The sequence below is a fragment of the Actinomyces timonensis genome (genome assembly GCF_040702965.1).
In the GTDB taxonomy this organism is placed as follows: domain Bacteria; phylum Actinomycetota; class Actinomycetes; order Actinomycetales; family Actinomycetaceae; genus Actinomyces; species Actinomyces timonensis_A.
In genome coordinates this window covers 1310868-1330791 of sequence record NZ_CP159989.1, presented here as the reverse complement: position 1 = coordinate 1330791, position 19924 = coordinate 1310868, and the positions used below count along the sequence as shown (strand labels likewise).

The 19924-nt window shown below is 71.6% G+C and carries 15 protein-coding genes, 1 tRNA gene and 1 pseudogene; 2 read left to right on the top strand and 15 right to left on the bottom strand.

What is annotated here, in order from left to right; genetic code table 11:
• Window positions 1-35: 35 nt before the first annotated feature.
• The 6 genes and pseudogenes from ABXS69_RS05805 to polA form a co-directional block, all read right to left on the bottom strand.
• Window positions 36-560 (bottom strand): hypothetical protein, encoded by a 525-nt coding sequence (locus tag ABXS69_RS05805; RefSeq protein ID WP_366179832.1) that lies wholly within the window; start codon window positions 558-560, stop codon window positions 36-38.
• A gap of 304 nt (window positions 561-864) precedes the next feature.
• Window positions 865-2961 (bottom strand): excinuclease ABC subunit UvrB, encoded by a 2097-nt coding sequence (gene uvrB, locus ABXS69_RS05800; protein WP_366181543.1) that lies wholly within the window; start codon window positions 2959-2961, stop codon window positions 865-867.
• 171 nt (window positions 2962-3132) lie between these two features.
• Window positions 3133-4011 (bottom strand): dephospho-CoA kinase, encoded by an 879-nt coding sequence (gene coaE / locus ABXS69_RS05795; protein WP_366179831.1) that lies wholly within the window; start codon window positions 4009-4011, stop codon window positions 3133-3135.
• The gene (locus tag ABXS69_RS05790; protein WP_366179830.1) at window positions 3995-5737 is read right to left on the bottom strand and encodes a hypothetical protein; all 1743 of its coding nucleotides are present in this window, start codon (window positions 5735-5737) and stop codon (window positions 3995-3997) included. The genes coaE and ABXS69_RS05790 overlap by 17 nt, the downstream gene beginning before the upstream one ends.
• Window positions 5738-5914: 177 nt before the next feature.
• A complete protein-coding gene (gene rpsA, locus ABXS69_RS05785) occupies window positions 5915-7366 on the bottom strand; it encodes a 30S ribosomal protein S1 (RefSeq protein ID WP_366179829.1) in 1452 nt (483 codons plus the stop codon).
• Between the two features lie 240 nt (window positions 7367-7606).
• Window positions 7607-10313, bottom strand: a pseudogene (gene polA, locus ABXS69_RS05780) (DNA polymerase I).
• 99 nt (window positions 10314-10412) lie between these two features.
• Between polA and ABXS69_RS05775 the strand changes: the two are divergent.
• Window positions 10413-11027, top strand: a complete 615-nt coding sequence (locus tag ABXS69_RS05775) for a PaaI family thioesterase (RefSeq protein ID WP_366179828.1) — start codon at window positions 10413-10415, stop codon at window positions 11025-11027.
• A gap of 112 nt (window positions 11028-11139) precedes the next feature.
• Here ABXS69_RS05775 and ABXS69_RS05770 read toward each other — a convergent pair whose 3' ends face one another.
• Window positions 11140-11784: a response regulator gene (locus tag ABXS69_RS05770; RefSeq protein WP_366179827.1), complete on the bottom strand. Its 645-nt coding sequence runs from the start codon at window positions 11782-11784 to the stop codon at window positions 11140-11142.
• Between the two features lie 112 nt (window positions 11785-11896).
• On the opposite strand from ABXS69_RS05770, the gene ABXS69_RS05765 reads away from it, so the two are divergent.
• Window positions 11897-11970: transfer RNA gene (locus ABXS69_RS05765), tRNA-Leu, on the top strand.
• Between the two features lie 136 nt (window positions 11971-12106).
• On the opposite strand, the gene pyk is transcribed toward ABXS69_RS05765, so the two are convergent.
• The 8 genes from pyk to hisF form a co-directional block, all read right to left on the bottom strand.
• Window positions 12107-13537, bottom strand: a complete 1431-nt coding sequence (gene pyk, locus ABXS69_RS05760) for a pyruvate kinase (protein ID WP_366179826.1) — start codon at window positions 13535-13537, stop codon at window positions 12107-12109.
• Between the two features lie 10 nt (window positions 13538-13547).
• Window positions 13548-14579: a prolipoprotein diacylglyceryl transferase gene (gene lgt, locus ABXS69_RS05755; protein WP_366179825.1), complete on the bottom strand. Its 1032-nt coding sequence runs from the start codon at window positions 14577-14579 to the stop codon at window positions 13548-13550.
• Entirely contained in the window at window positions 14580-15404 is an 825-nt protein-coding gene (locus tag ABXS69_RS05750; RefSeq protein WP_366179824.1) for an indole-3-glycerol-phosphate synthase TrpC, read from the bottom strand.
• Between the two features lie 152 nt (window positions 15405-15556).
• The gene (locus ABXS69_RS05745) at window positions 15557-17548 is read right to left on the bottom strand and encodes an oligopeptide transporter, OPT family (RefSeq protein WP_366179823.1); all 1992 of its coding nucleotides are present in this window, start codon (window positions 17546-17548) and stop codon (window positions 15557-15559) included.
• Window positions 17549-17661: 113 nt separating this feature from the next.
• The gene (gene hisI, locus ABXS69_RS05740; protein ID WP_366179822.1) at window positions 17662-18057 is read right to left on the bottom strand and encodes a phosphoribosyl-AMP cyclohydrolase; all 396 of its coding nucleotides are present in this window, start codon (window positions 18055-18057) and stop codon (window positions 17662-17664) included.
• A gap of 94 nt (window positions 18058-18151) precedes the next feature.
• Window positions 18152-18469 carry a DUF2752 domain-containing protein gene (locus ABXS69_RS05735; protein WP_366179821.1) on the bottom strand — a complete coding sequence of 106 codons (318 nt, stop codon included), beginning with the start codon at window positions 18467-18469 and terminating at the stop codon, window positions 18152-18154.
• 139 nt (window positions 18470-18608) lie between these two features.
• Window positions 18609-19001, bottom strand: coding sequence for a DUF4190 domain-containing protein (locus ABXS69_RS05730; RefSeq protein ID WP_366179820.1), 393 nt, complete (start codon window positions 18999-19001; stop codon window positions 18609-18611).
• A gap of 143 nt (window positions 19002-19144) precedes the next feature.
• Window positions 19145-19915: an imidazole glycerol phosphate synthase subunit HisF gene (gene hisF / locus ABXS69_RS05725; RefSeq protein ID WP_366179819.1), complete on the bottom strand. Its 771-nt coding sequence runs from the start codon at window positions 19913-19915 to the stop codon at window positions 19145-19147.
• Between the last annotated feature and the right edge of the window lie 9 nt (window positions 19916-19924).

The window sequence follows — 19924 nt, the reverse complement described above, 5'->3', positions numbered from 1 at the left end:
GCGCCGTTCCCTCCTCGGCAGGAGGCTCACGTTGCTCACGCGATCCACCCCCTGGCAACAGCGGCGACGGCGAAGGTGGCGAGCGCGGGGAAGACGAGTCGCGCGGGCACGATCCGCTGGAACTGCCCGCGCGGGGCGAATCCGTTGGCCACGACGAGGGCCAGGGAGGCCAGGCAGCACAGCGCCAGCGCGATCATCCCGAGCACCGCCGAGCCGAGGGAGGGGACGAGGCTGAGGACCAGGGGCACGATCGCGGGGGCGAGCCAGGAGGCCTCCCGGGTTCCCACGACCCACACCGCCAGACCCAGGCCCATCGATATGGCGGCGAGAACCGCGGCGGTCGGATGCGTCGCGGTGTCCCATTGCGCGATGATCCACACGGCGGTGGCGAGGCCACCCGCGGCGAGGATGTGGTCGAGGTCCCGGTCGTCGATCCGGGGCTGCTTGCGACGCGTCATCACGAGGGCGAGCGCGAGAATGGCGGCGCCGATCCGCCACATCCGGGCCCCCGTCGTGGCGATCGGCCCGGGGATGAGAAGAATCGTGATCAACGCGATCACGGTGAGGATGAGGAGATGCGGTACGAACCGCGGGAGCCTGGGAGCGCGTGAGGGCGGTCTCACTGCCGCCAGCGCGGGACTGCTCATGGGAGGGGCGTGCTCTTCCGTTGGAGGGGAAGCCGTCAGGGAGCAGCAGAACGAGATTGAGGAGGCGGGCAGGGCCCACGCCTACGCGGATGATACCCAACATTCCCGCATATCGCGAATATTTTGTTACCGTCCCGCGAGCCCTCCGCGCCTCCCGAGGGTCTTCGCCTCGACCCCGTTGCCCCCGGGTCGTTGCGGTCCCATTGCCGCCGACGGGTCAGCCCGTCTCGCGCATGGCGCGCAGCTCCTTCTTCAAATCCTGGATCTCATCGCGCAACCGCGCCGCGAGCTCGAACTGGAGGTCAACCGCGGCCGCGCGCATCTGGTCAGTGAGCTCGTTGATGAGAGCGACGAGATCGCCCTGCGCCGCTCCGGCGAGGCGCTCGCGGACCGTGGCCTCGGCCGCCTTCCTGCGGCCCTTCCGCGCCGAGGCCTCCTCATGCCCCCGGTACCCGCCCGCGAGCAGCTCCTGGGTGTCGACCTCCTCCCGGGCGAGCATGTCGGTCACATCCGCGATCCTCTTGCGCAGGGGCTGGGGATCGATGCCGTTGGCCTCGTTGTAGGCGAGCTGGAGGGCGCGGCGGCGCTCGGTCTCCTCGATGGCCTCAGCCATGGCCGGGGTGGTGGTGTCCGCGTACATGTGGACCTCGCCGGAGACGTTGCGCGCCGCGCGGCCGATGGTCTGGATGAGGGACCTCGTGGAGCGCAGGAAGCCCTCCTTGTCGGCATCGAGGATGGACACCAGCGAGACCTCGGGCAGGTCCAGGCCCTCGCGGAGCAGGTTGATGCCGACGAGGACGTCGAAGCGGCCCTGCCGGAGCTCACGCAGGAGCTCGACGCGCCTCAGGGTGTCGACGTCGGAGTGCAGGTACTCCACGCGCACGCCGCGCTCCGCCAGGTAGGTGGTCAGGTCCTCCGCCATGCGCTTGGTGAGCGTGGTGACCAGGACGCGCTCGTCCTTGTCGACCCGCTGGCGCACCTCCTCCAGGAGGTCGTCGATCTGCCCCTGGGTCGGCTTGACGACGATCCTGGGGTCCACGAGCCCGGTGGGACGGATGATCTGCTCGACGACGCCGTCGGAGCGCCGCGTCTCGTAGTCGCCGGGGGTGGCGGACAGGTAGACGGTCTGGCCGATGCGGTTCTCGAACTCCTTGAAGGTCAGGGGCCGGTTGTCCAGGGCGCTGGGCAAGCGGAAGCCGTGGTCGACGAGGGTGCGCTTGCGGGAGGCGTCGCCCTCGTGCATGGCGCCGATCTGGGGGACGGTCACGTGCGACTCGTCGATGACGAGGAGGAAGTCCTCGGGGAAGTAGTCGAGCAGCGTGTTGGGCGGGGTGCCGGGGCTGCGCCCGTCGATGTGCATCGAGTAGTTCTCAATGCCCGAGCACATGCCGATCTGGCGCATCATCTCCAGGTCGTAGGTGGTGCGCATGCGCAGGCGCTGGGCCTCGAGGAGCCTGCCGTCGCGCTCGAAGACGGCCAGGCGCTCGGCGAGCTCGGCCTCGATGCCCTCGATGGCGCGGTTCATGCGCTCCGGCCCGGCCACGTAGTGGGAGGCGGGAAAGACGAACACCTGCTCGGCGGGGGCGATGACGTCGCCCGTGACGGGGTGGAGGGTGGCCAGGGACTCGATCTCGTCGCCGAAGAACTCGATGCGGATCGCCAGCTCCTCGTACATGGGGATGATCTCGACGGTGTCCCCGCGCACCCGGAAGGTGCCTCGCGTGAAGTCGATGTCGTTGCGCGTGTACTGCATGCCGACGAAGCGGCGCAGGAGCTCGTCGCGGTCGATCTGGTCGCCCACGCTCAACGGGGTCATCCGGTCGACGTACTCCTGGGGCGTGCCCAGGCCGTAGATGCAGGACACCGAGGAGACCACGACGACGTCGCGGCGCGTGAGCAGGGAGTTCGTGGCGCTGTGGCGCAGTCGCTCGACCTCGTCGTTGATGGAGGAGTCCTTCTCGATGAAGGTGTCCGTCTGCGGGACGTAGGCCTCGGGCTGGTAGTAGTCGTAGTAGGAGACGAAGTACTCCACCGCGTTGTTCGGCAGGAGCTCGCGGAACTCGGCGGCCATCTGAGCGGCCAGTGTCTTATTCGGCTCCAGGATGAGGGTGGGGCGCTGCACCCTCTCCACGAGCCAGGCGGTGGTGGCGGACTTCCCGGTGCCGGTGGCGCCGAGAAGGACGATGTCCTTCTCCCCCGCGCTCAGGCGCTCGGCGAGCTCATTGATGGCGGTGGGCTGGTCGCCACTGGGCGTGTACTGGCTGACCACCTCGAAGGGCTTGTCGGTTCGACGCAGGTCGGTGACGGGGCGCATGGGGATCAGGCTACTGCGCCGGGCCCGCGCGTCGGGGCGGGAGGAGGTGAGCCCCTCCGCCAGGCCCGGGTCGTCGGTGGTGGCGGTCACGGCGCTCACCGTGCCGCGCGGCGCGGGCCCGGGCGCGCCCCCTCCACGGGGCGGGGCGACCCTCGCCCCAGTGGGGTCCGGTCAGGACAGGGCCGGCCTCACCCGGTCCTCCCACAGCCGGGCGACGGCGTCGATGAGGTCCTGCTCGCCTCGATCATTGGGCAGCACGATGTCCGCCAGGCGGCGGCGCTCCGCGTCATCGGCCTGGGCGGCGATCCGCCGCAGCGCGTCCGCCTCGTCCATGCCGCGCAGGGCGAGCCGGGCGAGCCGTGCCTCCAGGGGCGCTTCGACGACGATGACGCAGTCGAACAGGTCGGCTATGCCGCTCTCGGCCAGCAGCGGCACGTCGTAGACGGCGACCCCGCCCGCCGGGACGGACTCCAGCCGGTAGGCGGCCAGCTCGGCGATGCGGGGCAGGGTGATGGCGTCGAGGCGCGCCCGGGCGGCGGAGTCCCCGAAGACGCGGCCCGCCAGCGCGGCCCTGTCGAGAGAGCCGTCCGCGGCGAGGATGCCGCCCCCGAAGGCCGCGGCCGCTTCTGCCAGGCCCTCACCGCCGGGGGCGAGGACCTCCCGGGCGATCGCGTCGGCGTCGACGACGCCTGCCCCATGCTCGGCGAGGAGGCGGGCGACGGTGGACTTGCCGGTGCCGATGCCACCGGTCAGGCCCACGCGCAGGGCGCGCTCGCCCCGAGGGGCGGCTGGCCGGCCCGCCCCGGCGGCGAAGGCGCGCCTGCGGGCGAGGAGCCCTGCCAGCTCCCCGATGAGGGCGAGCAGGGCGCGCTCGCCCGTGCCGGGGGGAAGGGCTCCGGAGGCGGGCAGGCTGAGGATGGCGCCAGGTCGGGAGAGCGCCGCGGGATCAGCGAGGGCGAAGGGGTGGCCGTGAGCCCTCAGGCGTCCGACCAGGGAGGCCGCGATCTGCCCCTCCCACAGCCTGATCGCCGTATCAGGCCGGCGAGTCATCGGTGGCCGCTGATCCGGCGGCGCGGTGCCGGCCTCCCCGGCCGCGGCCGTAAGGGGCGATCCGCTCCTCAACGGCGCTCAGGCGGGCCTCGACGCCCTCGGGGGCGCGGCCGACCTTGCCGAGCTCGGAGCGCGCCTTCCGGCAGGTCTCACGGGTGGGGGCGGCCAGGGTGCTGTCCTCCTCGACGTTCCGGGAGGTGCGCTCGGCGAGGTCGGTGAGGAGCAGGGCCGAGCTGGCGTGGTCCCCGATGGCCTCGACGAGCACCGTCAGGCGCTCGCTCATGCGGCTGGTGCCCCAGTCGCAGAGGATGGCGCCGACCCGGCTGGCGTACTCGCTGGCGGCTGAGGCCTCGTGGCGCTCGGAGGCCGCTCGTCCGGCCGTCACATAGGAGGCGCACGCGATCTCCTGCCAGCCCTGGGAAAGGCACAGCTCCGCCGTGCGCAGCGCCTCGCCCTCAGCGCGCTCGGTGGCTCCCAGGGCGAGGAGGAGACGGGCGAAGACGACGCGCAGCTCGATGACGACCTCGAGCTGGGTCTCATCGATGCCCGCGGCGAGGGAGTCGCTCACCATCTCAGCGGTGCGCATGGCCCGCTCGCGCACCGCGCCGAGGCCGTAGCCGCGGGCGAGGACGAGCAGCTCCTGGGTCTCCTGGATGAGGGCCGCGCGGTTGGCGGCGGTCTCGGCCTGCATGCCGAAGCCACCGGTCATCGTCCCGTAGGAGCGGTTGCGCAGGCTGGAGGCCTCGGCGGCCATGCGCGTCTCGATGCGCTCCGAGACGCCGTTGCCGCCATTGCGCTCGTCGAAGGCACGGGCCAGGACACGGGCGAAGGTGGTGGCCATGTCGTAGGCGTGGGCGACGGTGTCCCAGCCTGTCAGCGCCAGCTCGGGTCCGAGCTCGGAACGCAGCTGCACGGCGGCGCCCAGCGCGTTCTGGCCGTAGCCGGCGCGCACGGCCTCGCGCAGGACGAGCGCCATGCAGGCCGCGGTGTTCATGAGGGTCCAGGCGGTGGACTGCGAGCCGTCCTTGAGACCGGTGTGCCGCATGACGGCCATGGCCCGCTCCCACTGGCCGGCCAGGGCCATGTACTCAAGGCGCCGACCGAGCACGCGCAGCCGCTGCCAGCCCGGGGTCTCGAAGGTGTCGAGGGTGGCGAGCGCGTCCTCGCCCTCGACCCGGCGGTCCTGCGCGAGATACGGCAGGAGGCAGGAGGACAGTCCCTCGGCCGCCGCGGAAGGATCGGCGATCTTGCGCAGCGTGGCGGAGGAGGCGGTACGGATGACACCGGAGAAGTCGTCGTTGAAGGTGGCCGCCGCCAGGGTGGCTCGCGGGTCGATGTCCCCCATGGAGAAGAGCCTGGCCTCGCGGAGCTCGCTGAGCGCCTCGGCCCGCTGGCCGAGCGCCGCGCACATCTCGATGCGGGCGTAGCGCGTGGGCGCCTCGGAGGCGCCCACCGCGCGCCGGATGCCGATGCAATGGCTGATCGCCGTCTCGATCTCATCCCTGCTGAGCCGCGGGTCCTCGGCGAGCGCCACGAGTGCCCCGCGGTCGGCGGCGGCGAGGGCGTCCCCCAGCCCGGAGTGGCGCAGCTCCTCCCGACTGCCGGGATCCGTGGGATCGGAGCCGTCGAATGCCGAGGTCACGGCAGCGAGGAACGCGGCCGCCCCGGAGGGGGACCTCGGTTCCTCGATACCGCGCAGGGCCTCGGAGTCGTCGAACCAGCTCATTATCCTGCCTCTCAGGAGTTGACTGCGGCGGCAGGGCACCGCCCTGGTTCAGCCTCGCACAGAGACTAGATCATTCACGATGGGGAGCACTGCCAGACGTGACGCGCTCGTGACGCGGGCGCGCCCCCGGCCGCTGGGCCGGGGGCGCGCCGTCGCAGTGCTATGCGCGTCGGCCGCTCAGTTGCCGGTCAGCTTCTCGCGCAGGGCGGCGAGGGCCTCGTCGGAGGCAAGGGTGCCCGTGGCCTCCGCGGGGGCCGAGGAGTAGGAGGTGGAGCCGGCGGGGACGGCCTCGCCGGAATCCTGGTCCTCCTCCTGAGCCTTGGCCACCTGGGCCTTGTGGGCCTCCCAACGGGCGTGGGCGGCCGCGTACTCGGCCTCCCATGCCTCGCGCTGGGCCTCGAAGCCCTCGAGCCACTCGTTGGTCTCCGGGTCGAAGCCCTCGGGGTACTTGTAGTTGCCGTTCTCGTCGTACTCGGCGGCCATGCCGTACAGCGAGGGGTCGAAGTCCTCGCTGGCGGGGTCGACGCCCTCGTTGGCCTGCTTGAGGGACAGGGAGATCCGGCGGCGCTCGAGGTCGATGTCGATGACCTTGACGAAGACGTCCTCACCGACCTTGACGACCTGCTCGGGCACCTCGACGTGGCGCTGGGCGAGCTCCGAGATGTGGACGAGGCCCTCGATGCCGTCCTCAACGCGGACGAACGCGCCGAAGGGGACGAGCTTGGTGACCTTGCCGGGGACGACCTGGCCGATGGCGTGGGTGCGGGCGAAGGCCTGCCACGGGTCCTCCTGCGTGGACTTCAGCGACAGGGAGACGCGCTCGCGGTCGAAGTCGACGTCGAGAACCTCGACGGTGACCTCCTGGCCCACCTCGACGACCTCGGAGGGGTGGTCGATGTGCTTCCAGGACAGCTCGGAGACGTGGACGAGGCCGTCGACGCCGCCCAGGTCCACGAAGGCGCCGAAGTTGACGATGGAGGAGACCACGCCGGTGCGGACCTGGCTCTTGCCGAGGGTCTGCAGGAAGTTGGTGCGGACCTCGGACTGGGTCTGCTCGAGGTAGGCGCGGCGGGAGAGGACCACGTTGTTGCGGTTCTTGTCCAGCTCGATGATCTTGGCCTCGAGCTCGCGGCCCACGTAGGGCTGGAGGTCGCGGACGCGGCGCATCTCGACCAGGGAGGCGGGCAGGAAGCCGCGCAGGCCGATGTCGAGGATGAGGCCGCCCTTGACGACCTCGATGACGGAGCCCGTGACGACGCCGTCCTCCTCCTTGACGCGCTCGATGGTGCCCCAGGCCCGCTCGTACTGGGCGCGCTTCTTGCTCAGGAGCAGGCGGCCCTCCTTGTCCTCCTTCTGGAGCACGAGGGCCTCGATCTCGTCGCCGACGGAGACGATCTCGTCGGGGTCGACGTCGTGCTTGATGGACAGCTCACGAGCGAGGATCACGCCCTCGGTCTTGTAGCCGATGTCGAGGAGGACCTCATCGTGGTCGACCTTGACGACAGTGCCCTCGACGATGTCGCCGTCGTCGAAGTACTTGATGGTCTCGTCGACGGCGGCGAGGATGTCCTCGGTCGAACCGATGTCGTTGACGGCGACCGGGGCAGGGCTGGGCGTGTTGTTGGTCATGTAGGGGTTGCTCCGAAACGGACTTGAGGGTCGGGACGGTAGATTCCATGCGTCCCCCGCGCGATGAGTCAGCCCGGACTGGCATCACCACACGGCCGGGCTGATCATCAGACCTCATGAGAGGGCGATCCGCCCGAGGGGCGCACGCGTCGAACTCTACCAGGCCGTCGGCGTTTCGGAAGCCTGAGGTTCCCACAGCCCTGGCGCGCGCGCCATCATGGATTCCCTCACAGTCGGGGCTCAGTGGGCGGCGTCGCGCCAGGTGCCGCCGCGCCCCACGGAGACGTCGAGGGGCACGGACAGCGAGACGGCCCCGCCCATGCGCTCCTTCACGAGGGCCTCGACGGCATCGGCCTCCCCCGGCGCGATCTCCAGGAGGAGCTCGTCATGGATCTGCAAGAGGATGCGACTGCCCAGGCCCTGTCCCGTCAGCGCCTCCGAGACGTCCACCATGGCGCGCTTGACGATGTCGGCGGCCGAGCCCTGGATGGGGGCGTTGAGGGCCGCGCGCTCGGCCATCTCGCGGCGCTGCCGGTTGTCGCTGCCCAGGTCCGGCAGGTAGCGGCGCCGCCCCAGCATGGTCTGGGTGTAGCCGTCGCGGCGCGCCTGGTCGACGATGGACTCGAGGTAGTCGTGGACGCGCCCGAATCGGGAGAAGTAGGCGTCGCGCAACGCCATGGCCTCGGTGTTCTCGATGCCCAGCTGCTTGGCCAGGCCGTAGGTGGACAGCCCGTAGGCCAGGCCGTAGCTCATGGCCTTGACGTGGCCGCGCTGCTCGGGGGTGACGTCGTCGACGTCGATGCGGTGCACGAGGGCGGCCACGTAGCGGTGCAGGTCCTCCCCGGAGCGGAAGGCCTCGATGAGGGCCTCGTCCCCGGACAGGTGCGCCATGATGCGCATCTCGATCTGGGAGTAGTCCGCCGTCATGAGGCACTCGTGGCCCTCGCCGACGGTGAAGGCCTCGCGGATGCGACGCCCCTCCTCGGTGCGGGCGGGGATGTTCTGCAGGTTGGGGTCGATGGAGGACAGGCGCCCGGTGGCGGCGATGGTCTGCTGGAAGGTGGTGCGGATGCGGCCATCGGGCTGGATCGCCTTGCGCAGTCCCTCGACGGTCTGGCGCAGCTTGATGGCGTCGCGGTGCTCCAGGAGCTGGGCGAGGAAGGGGTGCCCGGTCTTGGCGTAGAGCTCGGCCAGGGCGCCGGCGTCCGTGGTGTGGCCGGTCTTGGTCTTGCGGGTCTTGGGCATCCCGAGCTCGTCGAAGAGAACGGCTTGGAGCTGCTTGGGGCTGGAGAGGTTGAGCTCGTGGCCGGCGGCCTCGAAGGCGGCCGCCTGGGCATGGCTGACGCGCCCGTCGAGCTCGGCCTCGCGGGCGGCCAGGACGTCGTCGTCGACGGCGATCCCCAGCGCCTCCATCCTGCCCAGGCACTCCGAGACCGGCATCTCGAGACCGGTGAAGAGCTCCAGCGCCCCGCGCTTGCCCATCTGGGCGTCGAGGGCCTCCTGGAGCGGCAGGAGGGCGGCGGCGCGGCGCGCGGCGCGCAGGGCATCGGCGGGGATGGCGTCCGCGGCGAGGGCGTCGAGGTCGAAGCCCTGCTGGCCGCCGTCGGCGCCGGCGTCGTCCGCCATGGAGGCCGGGTCGATGCCGAGCCAGCGCTGGAGGAGGCTGTCGACATCGTAACTGCGCTGCTCGGGGCGGCACAGGTACCCGGCGAGGGAGGGGTCCGCGACCACGCCGCGCAGCTCGAAGTCCCCGGGCGGCCAAGGCGTGGGCGGCGCCCTTGGCGTCGGCGACGACGAGGCGCCGCGCGGGATCGGCCAGGAGCGCTCCGAGGGCCCGCTCGTCATCGGGCAGGAGCAGGGAGGGGTCGGCGACGACGGCCCTCTCACCGTCGGACAGGGCCACGAGGCGCGGGTCGCCCAGGCCCGGGCGCGCATCGCCGATGACGTGGAGGCCGAGAGGACCCTCGGCCAGGTCCCGGAGCGCCTCGGCGAGGCGGCCGGGCTCGACGCCGTGGCCCAGGACCCGCGGCGCGAGGGCCTCGAGGGCGGCGGCAGGGCCGTGGGGGGCGGCCGCGCCCTGGGGGCCGTGGTCGGAGGCGTCGGCGAAGGGCAGGGCGAGCTGGGCGCGCCGGAGGATGGTGCGGAGCTCCAGGGCCTCCATGACGCGGGTGAGCGCGGCGCGGTCGGCGCCCAGGTACTCCAGGTCCCGGGCGGGGTCGACGCCGAGGTCGAGGTCGGTCAGGAGCCGGTTGAGGCGGCGGTTGCGCAGCACGTCGTCGAGGTGGTCGCGCAGGGACTGGCCCGCCTTGCCCTTGATCCTGTCGGCGTTGGCGATGATGCCGTCGAGGCCGTCGTACTGGGCGATCCACTTGGCGGCGGTCTTGGGGCCCACCCCGGGCACGCCGGGCAGGTTGTCGCTCGTCTCGCCCACGAGGGCGGCCAGGTGCGGGTAGCGCTCGGGGGTGACGCCGTAGCGCTCCTCCACCTCGGCGGGGGTCATGCGGCGCAGGGTGGACACGCCCTTGATCGGGTAGAGCACGGTGCATCGCTCGGTGACGGTCTGGAAGGAGTCGCGGTCCCCTGAGCACAGGAGGACCTCCATGCCCTCCTCCTGGCCGGTGGCGGCCAGCGTGGCGAGGATGTCATCGGCCTCATAGCGCTCCTTGGTGAGCCAGCGCACGCCCATCGCGTCGAGGACCTCCTGGATGAGCTCGACCTGCCCGATGAAGGGCTCGGGCGTGGCATCCCGGGTGCCCTTGTACTCGGGGTAGTCCTCGGCGCGGAAGGTGCCGCCGGCGAGATCGAAGGCGACGGCCACATGCGTGGGGGCCTCCTGCTCGATGAGGGACAGCAGCATGGAGGCGAAGCCGTGGACGGCGTTGGTGGCCTGGCCGGTGGAGGTCGTGAAATTCTCCACCGGCAGGGCGTAGTAGGCCCTGAAGGCCATGGAGTGGCCGTCGACGAGGAGCAGGCGGCGGGCCGCTCCAGCCTGCGATGAGGATGCGGGTCTGGTCGTGGGGGTGCTCACCGTGCCAGCCTACGGGGTATGAGCGACATGAGCCCCAGCGCCCTCCCGACCGACCGCCCGGCCTCCTCAGACGCAGAGACGGCGCCCAGCCCGGTCAGCCCTGATGCGGCCGCCTGGCCCAGCGGGGCGGGCGCCAGCGGGGAATCGGCGGAGTCGCCCGAGGTGACGGCGGCGTTCCCCTCTCGGCGGGCGAGGCAGTTCCCCGTGCCCCTCCCCCCCGGCTCGGCGGTGTCGGCCACCTCCGCCATGGGAACCGCGATGGAGGACCGTGAGGCGGGAACCCTCATGGCGGCCCTGGGTATGCAGGTCATCATGCTCGGCGCCCAGCGCACGGTCGTGCGGATGCCCGTCGAGGGCGCCCGGCAGGTCTCCGGGGTCCTGCACGGGGGCGCGAGCGCCTCGCTCATCGAGACGGCGGCGTCCCTCGCAGCCCGGCGGGCGGCTCCGGAGGGCATGGTCCCGATGGGTGCGGAACTGCAGGTCAGCCACCTCCGCCCAGTGCGGCAGGGATGGGTGACGGCGGTGGCGCAGCCCGTTCACGTCGGCAGGAGGACCTGCGTCTACGAAGTGATCCTCAGCGACGACGAGGGCAGGACCACGGCCCGGGGCACGCTGCGGAGCATGTTCGTCTAGCACAGCGCCCCGGACGGCCGCTCAGGCGGGGCCGGCGCCCCCGCCCCGTGCCGCATGAGCGCTGAGGCGCGCGCGGCGCTGAGACGCTGGAGCGCCCCCGCCCGTGCCGGGCTCAGGCGTCCGCGCTCCTGGGGGCCTTGGCCGTCTTCCCGCCGCTCTTGGCGGCGGAGCCGACCTGCTCGATGACGGCGTCGGCGACCTCGCGCATGGTCAGGCGCCGGTTCATGGAGGTCTTCTGCATCCAGCGGAAGGCCTCGGGCTCGGACAGCCCCATGCGCTCCATGAGCAGACCCTTGGCGCGATCCACCCGCTTGCGGGTCTCGAAGCGCTCATTGAGGTCGGCGATCTCGGACTCGAGGGAGGCGATCTCCTCGTGGCGGGAGAACGCGATCTCGAGGGCGGGCAGGAGGTCCGCCGGGGTGAAAGGCTTGACGACGTACGCCATGGCGCCGGCAGCGCTGGCGCGCTCGACGAGCTCAGCCTGGGAGAACGCCGTGAGCATGACGACGGCGCAGCCATGCTTCTCGATGATCTGCTCCGCGGCGGTGATGCCGTCGATGACGGGCATCTTGACGTCCATGACGCAGAGGTCGGGCTCGTGCTCGCCCGCGAGGCGGACGGCCTCCTCACCGTCAGCGGCCTCGGCGACGACCTCGTAGCCGGCCTCGGTGAGGGTCTCGACGATGTCGAGACGGATGAGGGTCTCGTCCTCGGCGACGAGAACCCGGCGGGGGCTAGTGCTGGAGTCGGTACTCACGGGGGTGAGTCTAGTATGATCGCCGTACGTGGTGGGCCCAGGCGCGGTGACACAACGGGACACGAGCCGGTCACTGCCCGGTGCCACCGCGTGGCGGCCCTGGTCGTCACGCGCCTCCGTAGCCCAACTGGCAGAGGCATCCGACTCAAAATCGGAGTGTTGTGGGTTCGAGTCCCACCGGAGGTACCCCTGAGGAGCGCCTCTCGCGCCGAGAGGCGCGGAAATCGCCCACTGGTGCGTGCAGGACGCGCCAGTGGGCGCATATCGCTCCTGCGGGCGCGGAAGGCACCGGTCGGCGCGCCGCAGCACCGCGGCGGCCGCCTCAGCCGAGGTAGTCGGCCGTCTCCCCCACGGTGTGGACGCGGATGGAGTTCGTGGAGCCCGGGGTGCCCGGGGGCATGCCGGCGACGATCACCACGGAGTCGCCGACCTTTGCGAGGTGCTTGTCCTGGAGCGTCTTGTCCACCTGCGCCACCATCTCATCGGTGTGCTGGACCTCGGGGACCTCGAAGGTCTGCACGCCCCAGGAGACCGAGAGCTGGTTGCGCGTCGTCCTCAGCGGCGTGAAGGCCAGCAGCGGGATGGGCGAGCGCAGGCGGGACAGGCGGCGGGCCGTGTCACCGGACTGGGTGAAGGTGACGAGGTAGTCGGCGCCGAGCTGCTCGCCCATCTCGGCGGCGGCGCGCGTCAGGGCGCCGCCGCGCGTCTGCGGGAAGGAGCCCAGCGGGGCGATGCGCTCGCCGCCGTGCTCCTCCACGTTCTCGATGATGTTGGCCATCGTGCGCACGGCCTCGATCGGGTAGGCGCCCACCGAGGTCTCACCGGAGAGCATGACCGCGTCGGCGCCGTCGAGGATGGCGTTGGCGCAGTCCGAGGCCTCGGCGCGCGTCGGGCGCGGGTTCTGGATCATCGACTCCAGCACCTGGGTGGCCACGATGACCGGCTTGGCGTTGCGCCGGGCCAACTCGATGGCGCGCTTCTGCACCAGCGGCACGGCCTCCAGGGGCATCTCCACGCCGAGGTCCCCGCGGGCCACCATGATGCCGTCGAAGGCGTCGACGATCTCCAGGAGGTGCTCGACCGCCTGGGGCTTCTCGATCTTGGCGATGACGGGGATGCGCGTGCCGACCTCGTCCATGATCTCGTGGACGTCCTTGACATCATTCGCGTCGCGCACGAAGGACAGGGCGATGACGTCCGCGCCGACCCTCAGGGCCCAGCGCAGGTCCTCGCGGTCCTTCTCGCTGAGCGCCGGCACGGAGACGGCCACGCCGGGCAGGTTGATGCCCTTGTTGTTCGACACGTACCCGGGGACCTCGACCCTCGTCACTACGTCGGTGTCCGTGACCGCGGTGACGCGCACGGCCACGTTGCCGTCGTCGATGAGGAGGCGGTCGCCGGGGCGGCAGTCCCCCGGCAGGCCCTTGAAGGTGGTGGAGGAGCGCTTGACGGTGCCGAGCACGTCATCCGTGGTGATGGTGAACTCGTCGCCCTTGTTGAGCATGACCTTCTGGTCGCCCACGAAGCGGCCGAGGCGGATCTTGGGGCCCTGGAGGTCAACGAGGACGGCGATGGAGCGGCCGGAGGCCTCGGCGGCCTGGCGCACGCGCGCGATGACCCTCTCGTGGTCCTCGGCGCTGCCGTGGGAGCGGTTGATGCGGGCGACGTTCATGCCCGCGTCCACGAGCGCCTGTACCTGCTCGGGTGAATCTGTGGCGGGACCGAGGGTGCAGACGATCTTGGCTCTACGCATGGCCCTTATGCTAGCTGAGCTCAGTGGGGGCACGGCGAGGGCCACGCGGATCGTCGGCCTTCTCACGGGTCGGCGTGCCGGATCCCCCGGCGGGCTCCCCGCCGTCCGCCCCACCGGCCTCATCGACGACGGCGGACGGCCCGGCACCACCCGAGCCCGCCGGCGCCTCGGCCGGGCCCGCGCCGTCGGCAGTGATCGCGTCACTGGGACCGCGGCGGGTCACGACGATGAACCCGATGAGCCCGATGACGAAGACCACCAGCGAGGTCCACTCGTTGAGGCGCAGGCCGAGCACGCGCTGGGCGTCGTCGATCCTCAGGTGCTCCACCCAGGCGCGGCCGGAGGTGTAGACCATGAGGTAGGCCCACAGGAGGCGGCCACCGCACGCTCCCGCGCCGCGCAGGCGGCGCTCGAGCCAGAGCAGGGCGCACACGCCCATGGCGGACCACAGGGCCTCGTAGAGGAAGGTCGGGTGGAAGAGGGTCCCGGGCGCGTAGCCGGCGGGAAGGTGGGCCCGGTCGATCTCAAGGCCCCAGGGAAGGGCCGTAGGCCCGCCGAAGAGCTCCTGGTTGAACCAGTTGCCGAAGCGGCCGATGGCCTGCGCCGCCAGCAGGGCGGGGGCGACGGCGTCGGCGAAGGGCGCCAGGCGCACTCCCCGGTGGCGCAGGAAGAGGGCCCCGCTGATCAGGCCGCCCGCCACGCCGCCCCAGATCCCGATGCCGCCCTCCCAGGTGCGCCACACGCGCGCAAGGTCGCCATTCGGCCCGAAGTAGGCATCCGGAGAGGTGATGACGTGGTAGAGGCGGGCGCAGACGATGCCGATCGGCACGGTGAGGATCGCCGTGTCGAGGGCGAGCTCGGCCCGGCCTCCGCGAGCCCGGTAGCGCCGATCCGTCCACCACACGGCCAGGGCGACCCCGGCGAGGATGCAGATCGAGTAGGCGCGGACCGGGATCGGGCCGAGGTGCCAGACGGACTGCGGGGGGCTGGGGATCGACGCGGGGATGAGCGAGCCCCCGATGGCTGCGATGGGAAGCGGCACTCAGCTGACCTCTCGGTTGGTGGCGTTCTGGAGCGCGGGGTGGTTTCCCGCCGCGACGAGCTCGGCGACGAACTGCTGGGGGTCCTGGGAGCGGATGACGGCCTCCCCCACGAGCACCACGTCCGCGCCCCGGCGGGCATAGGACATGACGTCCCTCGGGCCGGTGACGCCGCCCGTGGCCACGCGCAGCACGGCGGAGGGCAGGACCTCGGCGACCTGCTCGAAGCGGCGGTGGTCCACCCGTCCGGTGAGGGGGCTGCGGGCATCGGCGGCCACGCACAGGGCCCCGGTCTCCACGGCGGTGATCGCCTCCCTGCGGGAGTGGGCCTCGACGACGGCGAGCATGCCCAGGGAGTGCGTGCGCTCGATGAGGGCCTCCAGGACGAGGGGCTCGAGCCGGGCGTCGAGGAGGAGGAGGTCGGCCCCGTGGACCCTCGCCTCGTGGACCTGGTAGGGCGTGACGACGAGGTCGTTGACGAGGATGGGCACGTCGATGCTGGCGCGCACGGCGTCGAGGTCCGCCAGGCAGCCGTGGGAGCGCACGGGCTCGGTGACCACGGAGACGCCCGCGGCGCCGCCGGCGGCGTAGAAGCGGGCCATGACGGACACGTCCCCGATCCCGCTGAGGTCCGCGAAGGTGGCGGTGACGCGCTTGACCTCGGCGATGACGGAGACCGAGCCGCTGCGGGCCCGCAGGGCGTCGAGGGCGTTGGTAGGGCCATCCGCCTCGCGGACCCGGTCCCGCATCTCCTCAAGGGGGACCTGGGACTCGCGCTCCGCGACAACGGCGCGGGCGGATGCGACCATCTCCTCGAAGGATGTCACCGCGCACCTCCTCGCGCCTGAGTGGGGCCCGTTGCGCCGGTTCCCGTATCGTTACCCGCCCCCATGTTCCCTAAGGCGGCGCCCGGCGCGCAAATCCTCGCGCGGGGGCGGGATCCGCGCGCCGTGCGGCGCCGTGCGCGACAAGGGGCCGCTCAGGCCTGGCGGGCCGCCTTGCGGGAGAACCAGTACATGCCAGCGGTCGCGAGGGCGAAGACCACCGGGCCGAGCCAGTAGGCGACCGTCTCGAAGCTGTCGGGGACGAGGGCCAGAGGCGCCTCCTCCCCCGAGAAGCCGACGATGCCGGCGTAGACGACGCCCCACAGGGACTCGCCGACGATGAGGCCCGTCGCGGCCAGGGTGCCCATGCGCTTGGCGCGCTCGGGATCCGCCTGCCTGGCAGCCCAGCGGTCGTGGATGAGGCCGAGCAGAGCGCCGATGGGGATCATGATGGTGATCGCCATGGGCAGGTACATGCCCATGCCGACGGCCAGGCCGGGCAGGGACAGCTTCTTGGTCGTGTGGGTCAGGACCTCGTTGATGATGATGACGACCACGCCGATGATGGCCCCCAGGCCCAGGAGGCTCCAGTCCAGGTCCCCGCCGAAGACGCCCTTGATGAGATCGGAGATGAGGGAGGCCTGCGGGGCCGCGAGGGCGCTGTCGCCCGCGCCGGGGGCGCCCTGGAACCCGAAGGCGGTCTGGATGAGGTTGAGGACCGGCGGGATGATGATGGAGCCGAATCCCACGCCGATGACGAGGGCGACCTGCTGCTTCCAGGGGGTGGCGCCCACGAGCTGGCCCGTCTTGAGGTCCTGGAGGTTGTCGTTGGAGATCGTCGCGATGCCGAAGACGACGGCCGCGGTGAACAGCGTGTAGGCGACGAGCGCGGGGAGCTGGTCGCCCTGGACGCCGCCGTGGACGGCCTTGACGAGGAGCGCGGCGGCGATGGCCACGATGATGCCGACGCCGGAGATCGGGGAGTTGGAGGCTCCGATGAGGCCGGCCATGTAGCCGCACACCGAGGCCACGGCCAGGCCGGTGAGCAGGATGAAGATGATCGAGACGATGACGAGCCCGATGACGGAGCCCGCGATGGCGGTGCCCTGGACGAAGAGCCACAGGAGCGCGCCGATGGGCAGCATGGAGGCCAGGGTGACGGCGAGGACGACCTTGGCCGACAGGTCGCGCTCGGTCAGGTCGACCTCCTGGCCGGAGCCGCGCAGCGACGTCGAGCGGATCGAGTCGCGGATGCCGGTGACGATCGGGCCCATGAGCTTGATGAGCGTCCACACGGCGGCCACGCCGATGGTGCCGGCTCCGATGAGGCGCACGTCGCTCTTGAAGACCGCGCCGACAGCCTCCGCGAGGTCCTCGACGCCGTCGAGCCCGCCCGAGGTCTGGATGGGCAGGAGCACGCCGTAGGAGATGACCAGGCCGACGATCATGGCTATGCCGACGCCCATGCCGACCAGGTGGCCGACACCGATGAGGGCCAGGGAGAGGGAGCCGGCCACCGTCGTCCCGCCCGCGCCGATCCTGAAGGCGCCGGAGACCTCGGTGGACACGGCCTTGAGGGAGCCGAGGACGGCGAATCCGGCGGAGGACAGCCCACCCCAGATGATGGCCATGAGCCCCAGGCGCGACTCATCGGCGCCCTCGTGGGTGTCGCCGACCCTGAGCACCTCGGCCGCGGCCACGCCCTCGGGGTAGGACAGGCTGGAGTGGGTGACGAGCGCGCGGCGCAGCGGGATGGAGTACATGACGCCGAGGATCCCGCCCAGGGCGATGACGAACACGGACTGCCAGTACGGGAATCCCTGCCACCAGCCGACCATGACGAGGCCCGGCAGGACGAAGATGATCGCGGACAGCGTTCCCGCCGCGGACGCGATGGTCTGGACGATGTTGTTCTCCTGGACCGTGTGGTCCTTGAAGTAGCGCAGGATCGCCATGGAGATGACGGCCGCCGGGATCGAGGTGGCGAAGGTCAGCCCCGCCTTGAGGCCCAGGTAGACGTTCGCGGCGGTGAAGATGATCGTGATGATCCCGCCGATGAGGATGCCGCGGAGCGTGAGCTCCTTGATGGGATGGGACGCGGGGGGCCGGGTGCCCGCCGCCGCGCCCGTGGTGGACGAGGAGGACATGCGAAACTCTCGTTCCTCGGTAGATGATGGAGCATCCCGGTGCCGCGCGGGCGCGCGGGATCGAGGATGCCGTCGCACCGTAGCACTGGTGCCTGGAAGCGCGCGTTCCCGCCTCAGCAGGTGGCGCGGGCGCCGACGACGGCGCCCAGGTCGCCGCCGGTGGTGAAGCAGGTGCGCTCGCCGGTGTGACAGGCGGCGCCGACCTGGTCCACCTCGACCAGGAGGGCGTCGCCGTCGCAGTCCAGGCTGACGGCCTTGACGTACTGGGCGTGCCCGGAGGCGTCCCCCTTCCGCCAGTACTCCTGGCGGGAGCGGGACCAGAAGGTGACGCGCCCCTCGGTGAGGGTGCGCCGCAGGGCCTCATCATCCATCCAGCCGACCATGAGCACCTCGCGGGTGTCCCACTGCTGGATGACGGCGCACACGAGCCCCCGCTCGTCCCGCTTGAGGCGGGAGGCGATGCCATCATCGAGATGAGGCTGGAGGGCGGTGGGCGCGTCATGGCTCATAGGCGCATCCTCGCACGGAGGAAGCCGCGCCGGGGTGGTACGGCTCGCGACCGACCGCACCCTCGCGACGACCCGCTCATCCGCCGGCCCCGACTCAGCCGGGGGGCCCGAGAAGGGGACTCACCTGCGCCCACATGCCCGGGAGGTTCCGCAGGATGAGGAACCCGACGCAGGCGGCGCCGTAGCCGACCGCCTCGGCGGGGGCAAGGAGGGGACCAGGGCGCCCGGCCAGCCGGCGGGCCATCCAGCGCGCCACGAGGAGGACCGCGACGACCTCTGTGGCCAGGGCGAAGGGGTTGTAGGCCAGGGCGGTGGCCAGGTCCCCGTGGATGAGCGAGGCCGTGGCCCGAGTCCCTCCGCACAGCGGGCACCACAAGCCGGTGAGGCGGTGCAGCGCGCACAGATCAGGCATTCCCGAGAAGCGGCCGGGCGCGAGCGCGTCGCCGAGAATGGTGAAGGCCCCCGGTAGTCCCCAGGATGCGGCGGCCGCGGCTGTGGCGATGGCGATTCCCCGACGGGAGGAGGCGCGGCCCTCCCAGGGCCCCGGTGGGTCAGCTCGCGTTGTTGATCGAGTCAATGGTCCCCTGAAGGCCGCCCGAGAGGATCACGAAAATGGTCGCCGCCACAGAGACCACGCCCAGGACCAGGCCCGCGATGGCCATTCCCTTGTTCGTGGCCTCGCCCCTGCCGGCGGCGCTTATGCCCATCGCGCCGAAGACGATCGCCGGGATGCCCGTGAGGATTCCGCACAGCAGGATGAGGCAGCCGCAGACGAGCGCGGTGATGCCCATCCAGTTCTTCTCAGTCGGGTTGGGGCCGAAGCCGTTCGGCATCCCATAGGGGTTGACTCCCTGCTCGGGGTACTGCGGCGCCCCGCCGCCGGGGTACTGGGGCATGCCGTTACCGGGGATCTGGGGGTCGGAGGGATCGGGGTGGTTGCTCATCGTAAGCTTCCTTATCAGTCGATGGCAGCGCTCCTGCCGGGGCGGGGGAGCACCGGGCCGCGGGCTCCGTGTCCGCAGCCGACCGTACAGGCTGGGGCCGCGCGGCGCCAAGCAGCGTCCAGGGCGCCTCCCGCGCCTCGGTCTCAGCGAACGGGGTGACCCGCGGCTCGCAGGGCGTCCTTGGCCTGGCCGATGGTCATCATGCCGTAGTGGAAGACACTGGCGGCAAGCACGGCGTCAGCGCCGTGGTCGGCGGCGGCGGCGAAGTGCCCGGGCTCGCCCGCGCCTCCCGAGGCGATGAGGGGGACGCGCACCGCACGGCGGACATCGTCGAGCATGGCCAGGTCGAAGCCGGCGGTGACGCCGTCGGCGTCCATGGAGTTGAGCAGGATCTCCCCTGCGCCGAGCTCGGCGGCTCGCACCGCCCACTCGATGGCATCGATGCCGGTTGAGCGGGTGCCGCCGTGGGTGGTGACCTCGTAGCCCGAGGGGGTGCTCACGCCGCCGGGGCAGCGGCGGGCGTCCACGGACAGGACGATCACCTGGTTGCCGAAGCGCTCAGCGACCTCGGTCAGGAGCCCGGGGCGGGCGATGGCGGCGGTGTTGATGCCGACCTTGTCCGCGCCGGCACGCAGGAGCCGGGCCACGTCGTCGGAGCCGCGCACTCCCCCGCCGACGGTCAGGGGCACGAAGACCTGCTCAGCCGTGGCCGAGACGACCTCCAGCATGGTGTCGCGGCCCTCGGAGGAGGCGGAGACATCCAGGAACGTGATCTCGTCGGCCCCCTGGGCGTCATAGCGGCGGGCGAGCTCGACGGGGTCCCCGGCGTCGCGCAGGCCCTGGAAGTTGACGCCCTTGACGACGCGCCCGTCCTTGACGTCGAGGCAGGGGATGACGCGGACGGCGACGCTCATGGTCTCACT

Coding starts and splice junctions, on each gene's coding strand:
- hisF (WP_366179819.1), bottom strand. CDS start 19,915: ATGAGCGTCGCCGTCCGCGTCATCCCCTGCCTCGACGTCAAGGACGGG.
- uvrB (WP_366181543.1), bottom strand. CDS start 2,961: ATGCGCCCCGTCACCGACCTGCGTCGAACCGACAAGCCCTTCGAGGTG.
- ABXS69_RS05775 (WP_366179828.1), top strand. CDS start 10,413: ATGAGCGACATGAGCCCCAGCGCCCTCCCGACCGACCGCCCGGCCTCC.
- ABXS69_RS05735 (WP_366179821.1), bottom strand. CDS start 18,469: ATGCCTGATCTGTGCGCGCTGCACCGCCTCACCGGCTTGTGGTGCCCG.
- pyk (WP_366179826.1), bottom strand. CDS start 13,537: ATGCGTAGAGCCAAGATCGTCTGCACCCTCGGTCCCGCCACAGATTCA.
- coaE (WP_366179831.1), bottom strand. CDS start 4,011: ATGACTCGCCGGCCTGATACGGCGATCAGGCTGTGGGAGGGGCAGATC.
- rpsA (WP_366179829.1), bottom strand. CDS start 7,366: ATGACCAACAACACGCCCAGCCCTGCCCCGGTCGCCGTCAACGACATC.
- hisI (WP_366179822.1), bottom strand. CDS start 18,057: ATGAGCCATGACGCGCCCACCGCCCTCCAGCCTCATCTCGATGATGGC.
- ABXS69_RS05745 (WP_366179823.1), bottom strand. CDS start 17,548: ATGTCCTCCTCGTCCACCACGGGCGCGGCGGCGGGCACCCGGCCCCCC.
- ABXS69_RS05790 (WP_366179830.1), bottom strand. CDS start 5,737: ATGAGCTGGTTCGACGACTCCGAGGCCCTGCGCGGTATCGAGGAACCG.
- ABXS69_RS05730 (WP_366179820.1), bottom strand. CDS start 19,001: ATGAGCAACCACCCCGATCCCTCCGACCCCCAGATCCCCGGTAACGGC.